Annotated in this window: 15 protein-coding genes; 9 read left to right on the plus strand and 6 right to left on the minus strand. The window is 65.5% G+C overall.

The features are described from left to right. Positions 1 to 7 precede the first annotated feature (7 nt). Entirely contained in the window at positions 8 to 1,288 is a 1,281-nt protein-coding gene (gene dgcN / locus AC3FLX_RS15455) for a diguanylate cyclase DgcN/YfiN (protein ID WP_488697910.1), read from the minus strand. Further along, positions 1,285 to 1,830, minus strand: coding sequence for a regulatory sequestration protein YfiR (yfiR, locus tag AC3FLX_RS15460; RefSeq protein ID WP_488697912.1), 546 nt, complete (start codon positions 1,828 to 1,830; stop codon positions 1,285 to 1,287). The genes dgcN and yfiR overlap by 4 nt, the downstream gene beginning before the upstream one ends. Positions 1,831 to 2,160: 330 nt before the next feature. Here yfiR and AC3FLX_RS15465 point away from each other — a divergent pair, with 330 nt between their 5' ends. From AC3FLX_RS15465 to AC3FLX_RS15475, 3 genes are all read left to right on the plus strand, one after another. Then, entirely contained in the window at positions 2,161 to 2,364 is a 204-nt protein-coding gene (locus tag AC3FLX_RS15465; RefSeq protein WP_488697913.1) for a hypothetical protein, read from the plus strand. A gap of 229 nt (positions 2,365 to 2,593) precedes the next feature. Then, entirely contained in the window at positions 2,594 to 2,950 is a 357-nt protein-coding gene (locus AC3FLX_RS15470) for a YXWGXW repeat-containing protein (RefSeq protein WP_488698363.1), read from the plus strand. A gap of 97 nt (positions 2,951 to 3,047) precedes the next feature. Then, positions 3,048 to 3,272 (plus strand): hypothetical protein, encoded by a 225-nt coding sequence (locus AC3FLX_RS15475; RefSeq protein WP_488697914.1) that lies wholly within the window; start codon positions 3,048 to 3,050, stop codon positions 3,270 to 3,272. Positions 3,273 to 3,345: 73 nt separating this feature from the next. Here AC3FLX_RS15475 and AC3FLX_RS15480 read toward each other — a convergent pair whose 3' ends face one another. The 3 genes from AC3FLX_RS15480 to glpK all read right to left on the minus strand — a co-directional run bounded on the left by AC3FLX_RS15480 (position 3,346) and on the right by glpK (position 6,962). After that, on the minus strand, positions 3,346 to 3,729 hold the full coding sequence (locus tag AC3FLX_RS15480) for a hypothetical protein (RefSeq protein ID WP_488697916.1): 384 nt from the start codon (positions 3,727 to 3,729) through the stop codon (positions 3,346 to 3,348). A gap of 68 nt (positions 3,730 to 3,797) precedes the next feature. After that, positions 3,798 to 5,402 carry a glycerol-3-phosphate dehydrogenase/oxidase gene (locus AC3FLX_RS15485; RefSeq protein WP_488697918.1) on the minus strand — a complete coding sequence of 535 codons (1,605 nt, stop codon included), beginning with the start codon at positions 5,400 to 5,402 and terminating at the stop codon, positions 3,798 to 3,800. A gap of 21 nt (positions 5,403 to 5,423) precedes the next feature. Beyond that, complete coding sequence (gene glpK, locus AC3FLX_RS15490) at positions 5,424 to 6,962, minus strand: glycerol kinase GlpK (protein WP_488697920.1); 1,539 nt, start codon at positions 6,960 to 6,962, stop codon at positions 5,424 to 5,426. Positions 6,963 to 6,986: 24 nt separating this feature from the next. On the opposite strand from glpK, the gene AC3FLX_RS15495 reads away from it, so the two are divergent. Both AC3FLX_RS15495 and purU read left to right on the plus strand, forming a co-directional pair. Beyond that, entirely contained in the window at positions 6,987 to 7,808 is an 822-nt protein-coding gene (locus AC3FLX_RS15495; RefSeq protein ID WP_488697922.1) for an NUDIX hydrolase, read from the plus strand. Positions 7,809 to 7,855: 47 nt separating this feature from the next. After that, the gene (purU, locus tag AC3FLX_RS15500) at positions 7,856 to 8,722 is read left to right on the plus strand and encodes a formyltetrahydrofolate deformylase (protein WP_488697924.1); all 867 of its coding nucleotides are present in this window, start codon (positions 7,856 to 7,858) and stop codon (positions 8,720 to 8,722) included. 163 nt (positions 8,723 to 8,885) lie between these two features. On the opposite strand, the gene AC3FLX_RS15505 is transcribed toward purU, so the two are convergent. After that, on the minus strand, positions 8,886 to 9,656 hold the full coding sequence (locus AC3FLX_RS15505) for a DeoR/GlpR family DNA-binding transcription regulator (RefSeq protein WP_488697926.1): 771 nt from the start codon (positions 9,654 to 9,656) through the stop codon (positions 8,886 to 8,888). A 158-nt stretch (positions 9,657 to 9,814) separates the two neighbouring features. Between AC3FLX_RS15505 and AC3FLX_RS15510 the strand changes: the two genes are divergently transcribed. The 4 genes from AC3FLX_RS15510 to AC3FLX_RS15525 are packed head-to-tail and all read left to right on the plus strand — an operon-like array spanning position 9,815 to position 13,739. Further along, complete coding sequence (locus AC3FLX_RS15510; protein WP_488697928.1) at positions 9,815 to 10,933, plus strand: ABC transporter ATP-binding protein; 1,119 nt, start codon at positions 9,815 to 9,817, stop codon at positions 10,931 to 10,933. A gap of 1 nt (position 10,934) precedes the next feature. After that, positions 10,935 to 12,035, plus strand: coding sequence for an ABC transporter ATP-binding protein (locus AC3FLX_RS15515; RefSeq protein WP_488697930.1), 1,101 nt, complete (start codon positions 10,935 to 10,937; stop codon positions 12,033 to 12,035). Then, positions 12,032 to 12,916: a carbohydrate ABC transporter permease gene (locus AC3FLX_RS15520; RefSeq protein WP_488697932.1), complete on the plus strand. Its 885-nt coding sequence runs from the start codon at positions 12,032 to 12,034 to the stop codon at positions 12,914 to 12,916. The genes AC3FLX_RS15515 and AC3FLX_RS15520 overlap by 4 nt, the downstream gene beginning before the upstream one ends. Then, positions 12,909 to 13,739 (plus strand): carbohydrate ABC transporter permease, encoded by an 831-nt coding sequence (locus AC3FLX_RS15525; protein ID WP_488697934.1) that lies wholly within the window; start codon positions 12,909 to 12,911, stop codon positions 13,737 to 13,739. The genes AC3FLX_RS15520 and AC3FLX_RS15525 overlap by 8 nt, the downstream gene beginning before the upstream one ends. Positions 13,740 to 13,742: the final 3 nt, after the last annotated feature.

Here is a 13,742-nt window from a genome sequence, read left to right on the forward strand (position 1 = left end):
GTGACGGTCAGGCGTGGGGTTCGGGCGGGGCGGTCTCGGCGCTGCGCCAGGTGGCGCCGGATTGGCGCTTGGCGCCATACATCGCGGCGTCCGCGGCGTGCAGCAGGGCGGTGCCATTTCTGGCGTGGATGGGATATACCGCCAGGCCGATGCTGAGCGGGGCCATGATGGCGGTGCCGTCGGGCAGGGCCATCGGTTCGGTCATCGCATCGAGAATGTCTTCGGCGATATGTACCGCGTCTTCGGGGCGGCGCAGCCCGGCGATCAGCACGGCAAATTCGTCACCGCCCAGGCGCGCCACGCAATCGGCTTCGCGCAGGCGCTCCCGGATGCGCTGGGCGATGCCGATCAGCACGGCGTCCCCAGCCGCGTGTCCGTGGCGGTCGTTGATACCTTTGAAGTCGTCACTGTCGAGATAGAGCACGGCGGCATGGCAGTTGCTGGTCGCTGCCGAGCGCACGGCAATGTCGAGCGCTTCGGTGAACGCGGCACGGTTCAGCAATCCTGTCAGGCTGTCATGCGTGGCGCGGTGCGCCAGCGAACGGTTCTCGTGCTGTAGCTGCTTTTGCCATGCCTCCAGTTCATCCAGCAGCACATTGAAGTCTTCGGACAGGTCGTTGAGTTCCTCGATCCTGGCTGGCGGCATGCGCTGGCCGAAGGCGCGCTCGGAGCGCACCGCGTGGGCCACGCGCATCAGGTTGCGCAGCGGATCGACGATATTGGCCAGCATCCGGCTGGACATGTAGTGCGCCCCCACCGCCGTCAGCAACAGGCAGGCCACCAGTCCCAGGGCCCCTTTCAACAGGAAGTGCAGCAGGGTGATGGGGTCGCCGGACACACGCACGCTGCCCACCTGCTGCGACTCGTGGATGACCGGCTGCTCCACCGGCCCCGAGGTCAGCAGTTCGCCAGCCAGCGCGCGCAGGGCCGGAAAGCGGCCCTGGCTACGCCGCTGCCACGACGCCAGCAGTTGATGCTCGCGGTCGAACACGGTGACGGCGGTCACGTCCTCGGCACTGGCGATGGCCGCCAGGGTGTCGGCGGTGGCGGCGTCGTCCCGGAACACGACCGGCGCCTCGACCGTATAGGCAATGGAGCGCGCCACCAGGCGCAGGTTGTGGTCGGCGTAGGCCCGCAGCGCGGTCAGGCCCAGGAATGTCAGCGAAATGCCTACCGTGAGCACCGCGATCAGCGCTACGCCCAGATGGATGCGGCGCAGCGCACTATATAGCGTGGGCCGGGTGGGCTGTGCGGAGGAAGGGGCGGCGCGGCGGCGGGGCAGGTTCATGGCGCCGGCGCCTTGCGGCGTCCCAGTTGCAGCACACCGGGGTGAATGTGGACGCCGCTGCGTGCGATGGCATCGAGGTTGATGCGGAACGACACCTGGTGCTCGCGGATATTCAGGCAGAACATGCTGCCGCCCTCACACTCGAAATCCTCTTCCGCCATCACCAGCACCGGCTTGCCCACGAAATACGTGGTCAGCGTGCGGCGGCGGGCCTCGTTGATCGTGCCGAGGTACAGGGCGTCGCACTCGGGCACCAGCCCCTCTGACAGGGTGTCGACCCTGCGGGCTTCAACGAGCCGCCCGGTGGATAACGTGCCACCTTCCATCAGCTTGCCGGCATAGCGGGCGGAACTGTCCACGCACAAACGCAGCGTTTCGCGTTCGCTGGGCCAGCGCGCATAGCTGAGCAGGCTCAACACCACGCGCGCGACGGCATCGGGCCGCGATGCCGGGGCAACGGCGGGTGCGGACGCAGGCACGGGCGCGGAGGGGGCCGGGGTCGCCCACGCGGGCACCGGAGGCAGCACGGCAGCCAGCAGCACCAGCAGCGCCAGGCGCGCACGGCGGCGAATGGCAGGGAGGAGGGAAGAGGGGCGGGACGCGAGGCGCGGCAATTGGGCAGCGGGCGAAGGAAAGGTCGGGCCGGCGAAAATGGCGGGTGAATGACTCCATGAAAGTGTCGGCAGGATTTGAAAAAACTGTAGTCACAAACGCCTGCGCCCGCATCCGGGCCAAATGCCCTAGGCCGGCGGGAGGGCGCCGGACGGATGTGCTAGAGTTTTTGGCAGTGCGTACCTGCCAGCGCCTTGTCCAGGCTGTCCCGTGTCTGTCCTGTTTGTCCTCTTTGTTGTCATATTGACCGGAGAAGCATCATGACGAGTGAATCCAGGCCGCAATTGAAGGCTTTTGTGCAAACCGCGCCCCAGGCCGGGCGCTATGTATGGGTCATCTCACTGGTGGATTTCAGTGCGCAGCAGATCCGCCGCACGATGGTGTCCGATGACACCTTCACCACCGCCGACGCCGCGCGCGTGGCCGGCGACGCCGAACTGAAAGCGATGGCGGCTGACCACTGACCACTGACCACTGACCACTGACCACTGACCGCTGACCACCGGCCCGGCCGTAACGCTCCGATACCCTTTCTTACATCACACCGCTTGGCCGGTGGGTACACTGCTGCCCGTTAGTCGACGTATTCCATCCAACAAGAGAAAGGGGTCAACCTTGAATCGTCAAGCCTTCCTGCGCGCCGCTGCCGGTGCCGCACTGCTCTGGTCCGCGGCGGCTTTCGCGCCCGCCGCGATGGCACAGGTCAATATCAGCATCGGTATTGGCACGCCGCCTCCGGCGCCCATCTACGAGGTCGTGCCGGCGCCGCGTGCCGGGTATGTCTGGGCACCGGGCTACTGGTCGTGGGATGACCACTATCGCAAGCACGCCTGGAAGAAGGGTCACTGGGTGACCGGGCGTCCGGGCTACGTCTACGAGGCGCCGCGCTGGGTGCAGGGCAGCAATGGCTGGGTGATGACGCCCGAGCGCTGGAATCGCGGTCCGGACTACGACCGCTATCAAGGCCACTATGACCATGACGACCATCATGGAAAGGGCCCCAAGGGCTACCACTGCCCGCCGGGACACGCAAAGAAGGGCGAGTGCTGAGGCACGTATCAGGCGGCGCGGTCTCACGACGCGGTGCCGTGCGGGCGTGAGGCCATGCTAGGATTTCCGGGCACAGCCGACTATCCGGAGTCCCGACATGCCCAAGCAGGTGTTCTCGCGCTCGCAGTATCTCGACATCCTTAACGACAGCCTGCGGCGTCATCCCGGCTTTCAGCCCGGCATGGCCTTCGTATTCCTGCCGCCAGGCGCGAGTGCCGACCAGGCGTCGGGCGTAGGCTGCACTGGTCCGCTAGACGCCATGCCGGTCTACTGCGAGATCGAGCGCGTCGCGTCCGGACTGATCGAAGTTAAGGATCGGTAAAGGTTTGGTGCTTCGGCCCAAGCCAAAGCCGAAGCCGCAGAAAGAAAAAACGCACCCGAGGGTGCGTTTTTTTTCAGCCTTCGTCTTCCTCGTCGTCGAGGAATTCGCGCCGCAACATCCAGTTGGCAATGGCTTCGTCGCAGACGTTCTTGAGCTTGCCCTTTTCGGGCAGCTTGTCGAACATCTGGAAGTTCACCAGCGCCATGCCAGCATCGGTGATGTAGAACAGACGGTCCGGTTCGTCGTAGTGGACGATGCGTCCGTCGATGCCGGACTCCTCGCTGTCGGCGGGCATGTCTTCGAGTTCCACGACCCGGCAGGTGAAGCGCGGGCTGCGTGTGTGGGTCAGGTACTCGAATTCGTCGTGCGTGACTTCGCCGCCCTTGCTGGCGGTAATGGCGAAGCCCCAGATGAACCGGGGCATCGGCAGATCGGACAGATCGTCAATCTCGTCCATGTGGTGTTCTCCCTGATGCGATAGCCGGCATTATCGCCGAAGTCTCGCGCCACGGGAGCCTGTCTGTCCTAATCGAGCATATATCCACGGGCCAGCGCGCCAAAGTCCTCCAGTTCGCGCGCCTGCCAGGCGGCATCCTGGCCCAGTTCCTCGGCCAGGATCTGCGCCACGCGCGGGGCGCCGGCCAGCGCGGCCCGGGCGTCGAGGAACAGCGCGCGGTTGCGCCTTCCCAGCACGTCTTCCACGCGGCGGGCCAGTTCGTGCCGGGCCGCGAAGCGGACATGCGCCTCGGTCAGGCCCGACGCCGGCACGATCATGGTGTCGGCCCCTGGCAGCGCACGCACCAGGGGCAGGTCCGCGCCGTAATAGCGGTCGGGCGATCCCGAATTGGCCGGCGGCAGGTCCGTCGGCATGCCGATGGCGCCGTGCAGCGGCAGCTCGGCGGTGCGGCACGGTGCGGCACGCAGCATCTGGCGCTGGATCGCGGTTTCGATCACGTCCTCCGCCATTTTCCGGTACGTGGTCCACTTGCCGCCGGTGACGGTGATCAGGCCCGCCTTCGACACCAGGATGGTGTGCTCGCGCGACAGCGAGGCCGTTGACGCCTCCCCGGTGGCCTTTACCAGCGGACGCAATCCTGCCCAGACGCTGGTGACATCTGCTCGCGACGGATCGCGGGCCAGGTAGCGCGCCGCCGTTTCCAGGATGAAGTCGACGTCGTCGCCTGTGGCGCGTGGCTCCAGCGGCAGGTCCTTGCGCGGGGTGTCCGTGGTGCCAACGATGACATGGCCGTTCCAGGGCACCAGAAACAGCACGCGCCCGTCGTCGGTTTTCGGGATCAGGATGGCGCGGTCGCCGGGCAGGAAGCTGCGCGGAAGAGTCAGGTGCACGCCCTGGCTGGGCGCCACCATCGTGCGGGCCTGGCCATCCTCCATCTGCCGCACGGCATCGACCCACACTCCGGTGGCGTTGATCACGCAGTCGGCGCACAACTGGAAGGTGCCCGTGCCGAGCGCATCCTCGGCCGTGAGGCCGGTGATGACGCCGTTGCGCTGCGTCAGGCCCGTCACGCGCATGTAGTTGATCGCCGTGCCGCCCACGTCGAACAGCGTGCGCATCAGGGCCATCGCCAGTCGCGCATCGTCGAACTGGCCGTCGAAATAGAGGTTGCCGCCTCGCAGCGGACGCCCCCCGACATGCTCGGCCAGCGTGGGCGCGGCTTCCAGTGTTTCGCGGTGGTTGAGCCAGCGGCTGCCCGACAGGTTCAGCCCGCCGGCGAGCATGTCGTAGAGCTTCAGGCCGATGCCGTAGAACGGCTGGTCGAACATCTGGTAGGCCGGCACCACGAAGCCGAGCGGCCACACCACATGCGGCGCATTGCGGGCGAGCAGGCCGCGTTCGTGCAGCGCCTCGCGCACCAGGCTGATATTGCCCTGGGCCAGGTAGCGCACACCGCCGTGCACGAGCTTGGTGGCCTTGCTTGACGTGCCCTTGGCAAAGTCGGCGGCTTCGAGCAGCAGGGTGCGGTAGCCACGCGCGGCCGCGTCGAGCGCCGTGCCCAGGCCCGTGGCGCCGCCGCCGATGACAATCACATCCCAGCGCGCGGTGCGCGACAGCGTATCGAGCAGTTCGGCCCGTGAGGGTGGCTGGACCGGAGGTACGGAGATAGACATGAGTTCTTCAGGCAATCGGATTCAATGTGTGATGTCTTCGCGTGCCCAGTCGCGCGCGCGGTCCACGGCGCGATGCCAGCGAGCGATACGATGCGCGCGATCATCGGCCGACAGCTTTGGCTCGAAGCGGTGCTCCACTTGCCACTGGCGCGAGATTTCCTCGGGATCGGTCCAGTAGCCCGTGGCCAGCCCCGCCAGGTAGGCGGCGCCGAGCGCCGTGGTTTCCGTGACGCGCGGACGCACGACCGGTGTGCCGAGCAGGTCCGCCTGCATCTGCATCAGCAGGTCGCTGCGCGAGGCACCGCCATCGACGCGCAGTTCGGCCAGCGAGATGCCGGCATCCTTCTGCATGGCGTCGAGCACGTCCACGCTTTGCAGCGCGATTGACTCCAGCGCCGCGCGGGCGATATGCGGACCACCGGTCCCGCGTGTGATCCCGACCAGCGTGCCTCGCGCGAAAGGGTCCCAGTGCGGTGCGCCAAGCCCTGCAAATGCGGGCACCAGCACCACGCCGCCAGTGTCTTCACATTGGCGCGCCAGTGGTTCCACTTCCGGCGCACTGTGGATCAGTTTGAGGCCGTCGCGCAGCCACTGGATCGTGGCGCCGCCCATGAACACGCCGCCTTCCAGGCAGTACTGGGTGTTCTGGCCGATCTGCCAGCCGATGGTCGTGATCAGCCGGTTCCGCGAGGTCACGGGTTTGTCGCCCGTATTCATCAGGATGAAGCAGCCGGTGCCGTAGGTGTTCTTGGCCATGCCGGGCCGCAGGCAGGCCTGGCCGAAGGTGGCGGCCTGCTGGTCGCCGGCGATTCCCGCGATGGGCACTTCCACGCCGAACAGGCGTGCCGACGTGCGCGCGACCTCGCCGCTGGACGGCACCACTTCGGGCAGCAGGCTGCGCGGAATATCGAGAACGCCGAGCAGTTCGTCGTCCCAGCGGAATTCGTGGATGTTGAACAGCAGGGTGCGCGAGGCGTTCGATACGTCGGTCACGTGCCGTTTGCCATCGGTCAGTTGCCAGATCAGCCAGGCATCCACCGTGCCGAACGCCAGCTCGCCGCGCTCGGCGCGTTCGCGTGCGCCATCGTAGTTGTCGAGCATCCAGCGCAGCTTGGTGCCAGAGAAATAGGCGTCGATGATCAGGCCGGTCTTGTTCTGAAACGCGTCGCCGTGCCCGGCGGCCTGCAGTTGCTCGCACATCGGCGCGGTGCGGCGGTCTTGCCAGACCAGCGCGCGGCCCACCGGCTCGCCGGTCTTGCGGTCCCACAGCACCGTGGTTTCGCGCTGGTTGGTGATGCCGATGGCGCGCAGCTGCGAGCCACTGACATTGGCGTCGCTCAGTACCTCGTGCGCGACGGCCAGTTGCGATTGCCAGATTTCGTAAGGGTCGTGCTCGACGTGGCCGGGATGCGGATAATATTGCCGGAATTCGCGCTGGGCGATCCTTACCACATTGCCGGCGTGATCGAACAGGATGGCGCGCGAGCTGCTGGTACCCTGGTCCAGGGCCAGTACGTACTGCGGCGTTTGCGTGGAATGCGTGGGTGTCATGCGGTCCATCCGTAACGGTGAATTTGATTGCCCATGTCCGATATCGTTAGCGAAGTCATTGACGGCGTTGCCGCGCGCAGTCCGTTTGATCCCGCCGCGCATCTGCGGCTGCTGGTGGACGGCGTGCAGGTGGGCTGGCTGCCGCGCCGCCATGCCGGCATCCTCCATGCAATGGGCGATGTGATCGGGCCGGTGGACGGGCAGGGCGTCGTCACGCTGTTGCCCGGCTGCGCCACGGTAGCGTCGCGCAACGCCGCGCTGGCCACGCTGGCGCGGCAACTGGCCGATGCCGGCCACGTGCGCGGCTGGCGCAACGAACTATTCGCGGTGACGCCGGCACTCGATGCCACGCCGTACGCGGTGATCGAACGCGCGGCGGCCCGCTTTCTGGGGCTGCTCACGTTTGCGTCGCACATGAACGGCATCGTCGAGGGGCAGCAGGCGTTCTGGATTTCGCGGCGCAGCCCGGCCAAGGCCGTGGACCCTGGCATGTGGGACAACCTCGTGGCCGGCGGCATGCCCGCCGGCAGCGATCCGCTGGAAACGCTGGTGCGGGAATGCGACGAGGAATCGGGCATTCCGGCCGCGCTGGCCAGCCGTGCCGAAGCGCACGGAGTGATCGATGTGCTGCGCGAAATTCCCGAAGGCGTGCAGTGGGAACGCGTGTATGTATATGACCTGACGCTGCCGCCGGACTTCGTGCCGCACAACCGCGATGGCGAAGTCGTTGAGCATCGGCATATCGACCCGGAGGCATTGCTTGCTATCATGGCGGGCCGCGCCATGACCGTAGATGCCACGCTGGTGACGCTGGATGCCCTCCGCAGGCGCGGCTGGGCGCACGTCCAGCCCTGAAACCGCGCCATCACGCTCAGGCCTTGCCTAACCCCGATTTGCCCAAGATGAGCTCCACTGGATTTATCCTGACGCTTTCCTGCCCGGATCAACCGGGCATCGTGCACGCTGTTTCCGGCCTGCTGTTCCAGCACGGCTGCAATATCGTGGATTCCGACCAGTACGGCGATGCATTCACCGGTCGCTTCTTCATGCGGGTGCATTTCAGCACCGCCACGGGCGGCCCCGGTCTGGCCGAACTGCGTGAAGCGTTCACGCCGGTGGGCGACCAGTTCGGCATGCAGTGGAACATGTTCGACGCCGCTGTGAAGCCGCGCGTGATGATCATGGTGTCGAAGATCGGCCATTGCCTGAACGACCTGCTGTTCCGCGCCAAGGCCGGTGGCCTGCCCGTGGAGATCGCCGCGATCGTGTCGAACCACCGCGACTTCTACCAGCTGGCCGCGTCGTACGACGTGCCGTTCTTCCACCTGCCGCTGATGAATGCATCGGGCGAGCAGAAGTCCGTGCAGGAAGCGCGGGTCTTTGAGGTGGTACGCGATCAGAACATCGATCTGGTGGTGCTGGCGCGCTACATGCAGGTGCTGTCCGACGACCTGTGCCGCAAGCTGGAAGGCCGTGCGATCAATATCCACCATTCGTTCCTGCCCAGCTTCAAGGGCGCCAAGCCGTACTACCAGGCGCATGACCGTGGCGTGAAGCTGATCGGCGCAACCGCGCACTACGTGACGGCCGATCTGGACGAAGGCCCGATCATCGAGCAGGAAATCGAGCGCGTGGACCACAGCATGGACCCCGAGCAGCTCACCGCCGTGGGCCGCGATGTCGAGTGCGTGGCGCTGGCCCGTGCGGTCAAGTGGCACGCCGAGCATCGTATTCTGCTGAACGGTCACAAGACCGTGGTGTTCAAGTAAGCCTTCGATTCGCCGAAGGTTTTCTCCCATCTCCCGAGCACGGGAGATGGGCTGGGAAGAGGGCTGCGGCATCAGGCCGCGTGGTTGCCGGATCAACGGCCGGCCCTTTCCCCCAACCCTTCTCCCACAAGCGGGATAAGGGAGCCGGATGCGCGAGCGGCGTTCATTCCTGATCCGCGACCACACATTTCACTCCGCTTTCCGCCAGCATCGTGTCGAACGGCGTGTGTAGCGGCTCGTCCGTGAACAACCGGTCGATGCTCGTCAACGGCGCCAGTTCCACCATCGCGCGGCGATTGAACTTGCTGGCATCCGCAGCCAGCCATATCTCGCGCGAGTGTTCCATGATCGTGCGCGCGACCTTCACTTCCCGAAAATCGTAATCGCGCAAGGTGCCGTCGGTCTCGATGCCCGAGATGCCGATCAGGCCGATATCCACCTTGAACTGGCGGATGAATTCCACCGTGGCCTCGCCGATGATGCCGCGATCGCGCGACCTTAGTACGCCGCCGGCCACGATCACTTCGCAGTCCGGGTTGTCCGCCAGGATATTGGCCACGTGCAGGTTGTTGGTGATCACGCGCAGCCCGCGGTGATGAATCAGCGCGCGCGCCACCTCTTCCACCGTCGTGCCGATGTTCAGGATCAGCGAGCAACCTTCAGGCACCGCCGCAGCCACCGCACGCGCAATGCGCGCCTTGCCTTCCGCATTGAGTACCTGCCGCTGCCGGTAGGCAATGTTCTCGGTTGTCGACCCTTCCATACGCACGCCGCCGTGAAACCGGGCCAGCATGCCGTTCTCAGCCAGCAGGTTTACGTCGCGCCGGACGGTTTGCAAGGTCACGCCGAACTTGCGCGCGAGTTCGTCGATGGAGGCAAAGCCCTGGGTGCGGACTTCCTCGAGCAGGGCGGTCTGGCGGGGATTAAGCGTCATGTCCGGCATTCTAGTTCAAACAGAAACGAAAACAAATGACGCACCGCAGTATTGTTTTATGTTCGTTTTTGCGCTAAAACGCACACGATGACTGGAAAAGTGCGCCTTGGCCGCGGTTTTCGGAGTGGCTAAGCAAGCACAGGAACATTGGAGACTGGATGCAGCTGAGCCTGGAAGGCATTGCGCAGCAAGTGGGGTCGCAAGCCTATCTTTACCCGATGTCGCTGGCCCCGGTGCCTGGCGCCGTCACCATCCTGCTGGGGGCTACCCAGGCCGGCAAGACATCGCTGATGCGGGTCATGGCCGGACTCGACAGGCCCACCACCGGCCGCGTGCTGGTCGACGGCGTGGACGTGACCGGCGTGCCGGTGCGCGAGCGCAACGTGTCGATGGTGTACCAGCAGTTCATCAACTATCCGTCGCTGACCGTCTTCGACAACATCGCGTCGCCGCTGCGGCTGCGGCGTGACAGCCGCGACGACATCGCCGCGCGCGTGCGCAGTCTGGCGGGGCGTCTCCATATCGAGCATCTGCTGGAACGGTTTCCGTCGGAGCTGTCCGGCGGCCAGCAGCAACGGGTGGCACTGGCGCGCGCGCTGGCCAAGAATGCGCCGTTGATGCTGCTGGACGAGCCGCTGGTCAACCTGGACTACAAGCTGCGCGAGGAACTCCGCGAAGAGCTGACGCATCTGTTTGCGCAGGGCGATGCCACGGTGATCTACGCCACCACGGAGCCGGCCGAAGCGCTGTTGCTGGGCGGCCATACCGCCGTGCTCGACGCCGGCGAATTGCTGCAGTACGGCCCGACGCCCGAAGTCTTTCACTATCCCACGTCGCTGCGGGTGGCACGCGCGTTCAGCGATCCGCCGATGAACCTCGTGGAAGGCGTGCTCGATGGCGGCCGCGTGACGTTGCCGGGCCAGATCGTGATTCCGTTGCCCGACGTGAACGCACCGGGCGGCCCGGTGACCGTTGGCGTACGCGCCGGCGCGCTGCGCCTGCAGGCCGTGCCGGGCGCCGTGGAGGTGCCGGGCAAGGTCGCGCTGGCCGAACTGTCGGGTTCGGACACGTTCGTGCATATCGATACGGCCGCCGGCAACCTCGTCGCGCAGTTCGCCGGCGTGCTCGATCTGCAGCTCGGCGCGCCGTTGTCGCTCCATATCGAGCCAGGCCAGCTTTATCTGTTCAATGCTGCCGGCGATCGCATCCACGCGCCGCGCCGTCCTGGCGCTCTGGCCGATGTGGTCAGCGCGCCGATCACCGAGTCGGGAGCCTGACATGGCACGTATCGATCTCGACCTCGCCCATTCCTATGTCGCCGATCCGCAGAAGGATGAGGACTACGCGCTGCTGCCGCTCAATTTCACATTCGAGGACGGCGGGGCCTATGCGTTGCTGGGGCCGTCCGGCTGCGGCAAGACCACGCTGCTGAACTGCATCTCGGGGCTGCTGCGCCCGTCGCAGGGCACGATCCGCTTTGACGGCAAGGACGTCACCGACGCCTCGCCGCAGGCGCGCAACATTGCCCAGGTGTTCCAGTTTCCGGTGATCTACGACACGATGACCGTGGGAGAAAACCTGGCCTTTCCGCTGCGCAACCGCGGCGTGCCGGCCGCGCAGGTCAAGGAGCGCGTCGGCAAAGTGGCTGAAATGCTGGACCTGTCGGCCTCGCTCGACCGGCGCGCAAGCGGGCTGGCTGCCGATGCCAAGCAGAAGATCTCGCTCGGACGCGGGCTGGTGCGGCAGGACGTGTCGGCCATCCTGTTCGACGAGCCGCTGACCGTGATCGACCCGCACCTCAAATGGCAACTGCGGCGCAAGCTCAAGGAAATCCATCACGAATTCCGGCTCACGCTGATCTACGTGACGCATGACCAGACCGAAGCCTTGACCTTTGCCGACCAGGTGGTGGTGATGTCTCGTGGCAAGGCCGTGCAGGTAGGATCGGCCGACGCGCTGTTCGAGCGGCCCGCGCATACGTTCGTGGGCCATTTCATCGGTTCGCCGGGCATGAACTTCCTGCCGGGCCAGTGGCGCGACGGGGCAATCGAAGTGGCCGGACGCCGCTACACGCCCGAGCTGCCGTCGCAGACGCAAGCCGCGCTGCAGACCGCCGGCAGTTTCAAGGTCGGCGTGCGGCCCGAATACCTGCACCTGACGCCTGCCGATGACCCGCAGGCCATGCCGGTGCGCGTGGAGCGCGCCCAGGATATCGGCACCTACTGGCTCATGACATCGACCGTGAACCACGGCGAGGCCGCGACCATCCGCGCCCGCCTGGGCACCGAGGCCGCATCGCTGCGCCCCGGCGATACCGCCTGGTTGTCGGTATTCAACCGGCATACCTGCTTCTACATCAACGAGGAACTGGTTTCATGAAGCCCGTCAACCAGAAGGCCTGGCTGCTGGTCTTGCCCGTGGTGATCTGCGTGGCGTTCTCGGCCATCCTGCCGCTGATGACCATCGTCAATTACTCGGTGCAGGACATTATTTCGCCGGAGCGCCGCGTGTTCGTCGGCACCGAATGGTTTGCCACCGTGCTGCGCGATGGCGAACTGCACGACGCGCTGCTGCGTCAGCTCGGCTTCTCACTGGCCGTGCTGTGCGTGGAGATTCCGCTGGGCATCCTGCTGGCGCTGGCCATGCCTGCCAAGGGGTGGAAGGCGTCCGCGGCGCTGGTCATCATCGCGTTGTCGCTGCTGATTCCGTGGAACGTGGTCGGCACGATCTGGCAAATCTTTGGCCGTACCGATATCGGCCTGCTTGGCGCGGCACTCGATGGGATGGGCTTCGACTATAACTACACGGGCAGCGCCGTGGATGCGTGGGTGACCGTGCTGGTGATGGATGTCTGGCACTGGACGCCGCTGGTGGCCCTGCTGTGCTATGCGGGCCTGCGCGCGATTCCCGATGCCTACTACCAGGCCGCGCAGATCGATGGTGCGTCGCGCCTTGCGGTGTTCCGCTTCATCCAGCTGCCCAAGCTGCGCGGCGTGCTGATGATTGCCGTGCTGCTGCGCTTCATGGACAGCTTCATGATCTACACCGAGCCGTTCGTACTGACCGGTGGTGGGCCGGGCAACGCCACCACGTTCCTGTCGCAGTATCTGACGCAGAAGGCAGTGGGCCAGTTCGACCTGGGGCCGGCCGCGGCGTTCTCGATCGTCTACTTCCTGATCATCCTGCTGACCTGTTTCGTGCTCTATAACTGGATGCAGCGCGCCGGCACCGCCGGTACCGAGGAGATTCCCAATGGCTGAGCGCAACCTTCCCGGCCAGCGCCCCGGCTGGTGGCGTCCGATGTTCCTGACGCTGTACCTGCTGTTCGCCATCGTGCCGATCTACTGGATGGTGAACATGTCGTTCAAGACCAACGAGGAGATCGTCTCATCGCTGTCGCTCTGGCCGGCGTCGTTCACGTTGGAGCACTACGTGACGATCTTTACCGATTCGTCGTGGTACTCGGGCTATATCAACTCGCTGATCTACGTCGCGTTGAACACGGTGATTTCGATCTCCGTGGCGCTGCCGGCGGCCTATGCGTTCTCGCGCTACCAGTTCATCGGCGACAAGCACGTGTTCTTCTGGCTGCTGACCAATCGGATGACGCCGCCGGCGGTGTTCCTGCTGCCGTTCTTTCAGCTCTACACGACGATGGGGCTGATGGACACGCACCTGGGCGTGGCGCTGGCCCATCTGGTGTTCAACGTGCCGCTGGCAGTGTGGATTCTGGAAGGCTTCATGTCGGGCGTGCCGCGCGAGATCGACGAAACCGCGTACGTGGACGGCTATTCGTTCCCGCGTTTCTTCCTGACGATCTTCCTGCCGCTGATCAAGGCCGGCGTGGGGGTGGCGGCGTTCTTCTGCTTCATGTTCAGCTGGGTGGAACTGCTGCTGGCGCGCACGCTGACGTCGGTCAATGCCAAGCCGATCGTGGCGACGATGACGCGCACGGTGTCGGCATCGGGCATGGACTGGGGTGTGCTGGCAGCGGCCGGTGTGCTGACCATCGTGCCCGGCGCGATCGTGATCTGGTTTGTCCGGCACTACATCGCGAAGGGCTTCGCGATGGGCCGCGTGTAAGGA

The organism is Cupriavidus sp. 291-E7, assembly GCF_057798835.1.